The organism is Pseudoalteromonas sp. GutCa3, from assembly GCF_002836155.1.
GTDB classification, from domain to species: Bacteria; Pseudomonadota; Gammaproteobacteria; order Enterobacterales; family Alteromonadaceae; genus Pseudoalteromonas; species Pseudoalteromonas arctica.
Genome location: NZ_PJBK01000053.1, coordinates 1 through 3777 on the forward strand (window position 1 = coordinate 1; position 3777 = coordinate 3777).

Genomic DNA, 3777 nt, shown 5'->3' on the forward strand with positions numbered 1-3777 from the left:
CTATGTGAAAGTAGGACATTACCAGGCTTCAAATTGTAGAAAGCCCGAATCTAACGATTCGGGCTTTTTTACGTCTGCAGAAAAGTGAAATGCGCGCAATTAATATACTCTCACAGCAACACCTATCACGTAGGTCGGGCGAGCGCAGCGATTCCTGAGGCTAAAATCACAACAAAACCCCTTAATATCTCAGTCGGCCAATAAAGTAGCATTTGCTACGTGACTCTCCACCGCTGTGGGCACTACGACATCACCAGGCTTCACATTGTAGAAAGCCCGGATCTAACGATTCGAGCTTTTTTACGTCTGCAGAAAAGTGAAATGTGCGCAATTAACACACTCACATCAACACCTATCACGTAGGTCGGGCGAGCGCAGCGACTCCCGACGTTAAAATCACATCGAGAATAGCTACAGTGTTCTTATTTCACGAGCTGGGTTACCCGCTACTACAGTATTAGGCATTACATTTTTAGTAACCACAGCACCCGCACCCACAATACTATTTTCACCAATACTCACACCCGCTAAAATAATAGCGCCTGCGCCAACCCATACGTTATTGCCTAACGCGATAGGTGCTGCAAAGTTTTCCTTATTAAGCCTTTTTGCTGGATTAGTAGCATGTGACACAGCTAAAAGCTGAACGTTCGGGCCTATTAAGCAGTCATCACCAATGGTGATTGAGTGATTGGCTAATGGCGAGTCGAGAAGTGTGCAATTAATATTCATAAAAGTACGCTCACCAATAACTATTTGATTGCCGTAATCGCAATGAAAACCTGATTCTATAATTACACCATCACCCGACTTTAAAAATAACTCTTTGATACGTTTTAAGTTGCCTTTACTTGGGCTCTTATTAAATAAACGGCAGGTTTCACCTGCTTGCTTTCGCTGTGCTAAGTATTCTTTACTGATACTGTTAAATGACTGCATTGTATTTATCTTTATAACTTAATTAGTTATAGCTTACCGTACTTTTAGTTTTATTATTATTAGAATAAAACTGTGTTTTTTTTGCTCGTTCACTTGCCATTTAGGTTGTTTCGTTTAAAATCGTATAACTTTCGAAATGAAACTTAATTCACGAGCTTTATGACTAAACGAAACACACAGCAGCGTCGTCACAATATACTGGTTCAAGTTAATGAATTAGGTGAAGTAGCCGTTGAAAAGTTAGCACAGCAGTTTCAAACATCTGAAGTAACCATTCGAAAAGATTTAACCTCGCTTGAAAAAAGTGGCTTATTACTTCGCCGCTACGGTGGTGCTATTGCACTACCTAAAGAAATTGTTAGCGATGAAGTAGATTCAAAGCGCAAAGTCGCAATAGCAAAAGCTGCAGCAAAACTTATAAAAGATCATAACCGCATTATTATTGATAGCGGGCGTACCACAGCAGCTATGATCCCTGAGCTTGCTGATAAGCGTGGGCTAGTTGTTATGACCAACGCTATTAAAGTAGCGAGTCGTTTATTAGCACTCGAGAACGAGCCGACACTTTTAATGACCGGCGGAACGTGGGATCCACATTCTGAGTCATTTCAGGGGCAAGTTGCTGAAAATGTATTATGTTCTTATGACTTTGATCAGCTATTTATTGGCGCTGACGGCATAGATGTAAAGCGTGGTACTACTACCTTTAATGAGCTAGTTGGTTTAAGCCAAGTTATGGCAAAAGCCGCTCGTGAAGTAATTGTAATGGTTGAATCAGATAAGATTGGCCGAAAAATACCAAATTTAGAATTACCGTGGAAAATAGTAACCACATTAATAACCGACAATGGCTTAGCAGACGAAAAACGCAAAGCAATTGAGGCGTGTGGTGTAAAACTAATTTGCGCAGAGATTATTGAATAGTAACTACAAAGTGAGTTACTAGAATTAAAAAATTAATGGAGACACTATGTGTGGAATAGTTGGGGCAGTTGCAGAACGTCCAGTAAACAAAATTTTAGTTGAAGGCCTTAAACGTCTTGAATACCGTGGTTATGACTCAGCAGGCGTAGCATTGCTTGATGGCAATACACTTAATACTGTTAAAGCAGTGGGTAAAGTAGTTAACGTAGAAGCAGCTCTAGAAAAAGCAGGTGTTAGCGGTCATACAGGTATTGCACATACGCGCTGGGCAACACATGGTAGCGTTACAGAAGCAAATGCACACCCACATGTTTCAAATAATCAATTAGCACTTGTGCACAACGGTATTATTGAAAACCACGCTAGCCTACGTACGGCACTTAAAGCAGATGGTTACGAATTCTTATCAGACACTGATACAGAAGTAATGGTGCATTTAATTCACCAACTTCGTAAACAACACACAACGTTACTTGCATCAGTACAAGCAGCTGTTAAACAGTTTGAAGGCGCTTTTGGTACTGTTGTATTTGATAAAGACAACGACAACGAAATCATTGTAGCGCGCTCAGGTAGTCCTCTTGTTATTGGTTTAGGCCTTGGCGAAAACTTTATTGCGTCTGATCAGTTAGCATTACTACCTGTTACTCGTAGCTTCATCTTTTTAGAAGAGGGCGACGTAGCACGTATTACACGTGACACAGTAGAAATTTTTGATGCAGACGGTAACGCAGTTGAGCGTGAAGTGATTGAATCAAACATTACGCAAGATGCATCAGGCAAAGGCGATTACCGTCACTACATGCTAAAAGAAATTTACGAGCAGCCACTTGCTGTACGTAATACTCTTGAAGGGCGTTTAAACGACGACCGTGTGGCAATTGATGCCTTTGGCGAAAGCGCTCAGCAAATATTTAAAGATGTAAAACATGTGCAAATTATTGCCTGTGGTACGTCTTATCATTCAGGTATGGTTGCACGTTACTGGCTTGAGCAGTTTGCGGGTGTTAGCTGTAATGTAGAAATAGCTTCTGAATTTAGATACCGTCAGTCGTTTGTTCATGAAAATAGCTTACTTGTTACTATTTCTCAATCGGGTGAAACTGCCGATACGCTAGCTGCATTACGCCTAGCTAAAGAGCAAGGTTACATGGCCTCAATGACTATTTGTAACGTACCTGGTTCATCGCTTGTACGCGAATCAGACCTTGCCTTTATGACTAAAGCAGGCGCTGAAATAGGCGTGGCATCTACTAAAGCATTCACAACGCAGTTAGTTGGTTTGTTAATGCTTACTGCGTCTATAGCGCAGGAAAAAGGACTTGATCAAAGCGCAATTGTAAATGCAATTAAAGTACTTCCAGCTAAGTTAGAAGAAACATTATTACTCGCTGATGGTATTGCAGATCTTGCAGAAGAGTTTGCTGATAAGCACCACTCATTGTTTTTAGGTCGTGGCTCGCAATACCCAATTGCAATGGAAGGTGCGCTTAAACTTAAAGAGATTTCGTACATTCACGCAGAAGCTTACGCAGCGGGCGAGCTAAAACACGGCCCATTAGCACTTATTGATGCCGACATGCCAATTATTGTTGTAGCACCAAATAACGAATTGCTAGAAAAACTTAAATCAAACGTAGAAGAAGTACGCGCACGTGGCGGCATTATTTACGTATTCGCAGATAAAGATTCACACTTTGAGTCAGACGACACAATGCGTGTAATCAACGTAAACCACACTGACGATATTATTGCGCCAATTGTTTACACCTTGCCATTGCAGCTACTGTCTTACTACGTAGCGGTAATTAAAGGCACTGACGTTGACCAACCACGTAACTTAGCTAAATCGGTTACGGTTGAGTAAAATCAATAGGTTGGTAATTACCTGTTAAAGATAAAAAGGCGCTCAAT

At 41.0% G+C, this 3777-nt stretch carries 3 protein-coding genes; 2 read left to right on the top strand and 1 reads right to left on the bottom strand.

The window, feature by feature from the left end; all coding sequences use genetic code 11:
* Window positions 1–411: 411 nt before the first annotated feature.
* Entirely contained in the window at window positions 412–939 is a 528-nt protein-coding gene (locus CXF64_RS09190; RefSeq protein WP_101216867.1) for a sugar O-acetyltransferase, read from the bottom strand.
* 159 nt (window positions 940–1098) lie between these two features.
* Here CXF64_RS09190 and CXF64_RS09195 point away from each other — a divergent pair, with 159 nt between their 5' ends.
* Entirely contained in the window at window positions 1099–1863 is a 765-nt protein-coding gene (locus tag CXF64_RS09195) for a DeoR/GlpR family DNA-binding transcription regulator (RefSeq protein WP_024589675.1), read from the top strand.
* A gap of 46 nt (window positions 1864–1909) precedes the next feature.
* On the top strand, window positions 1910–3730 hold the full coding sequence (gene glmS / locus CXF64_RS09200) for a glutamine--fructose-6-phosphate transaminase (isomerizing) (protein ID WP_007580413.1): 1821 nt from the start codon (window positions 1910–1912) through the stop codon (window positions 3728–3730).
* Window positions 3731–3777 lie beyond the last annotated feature (47 nt).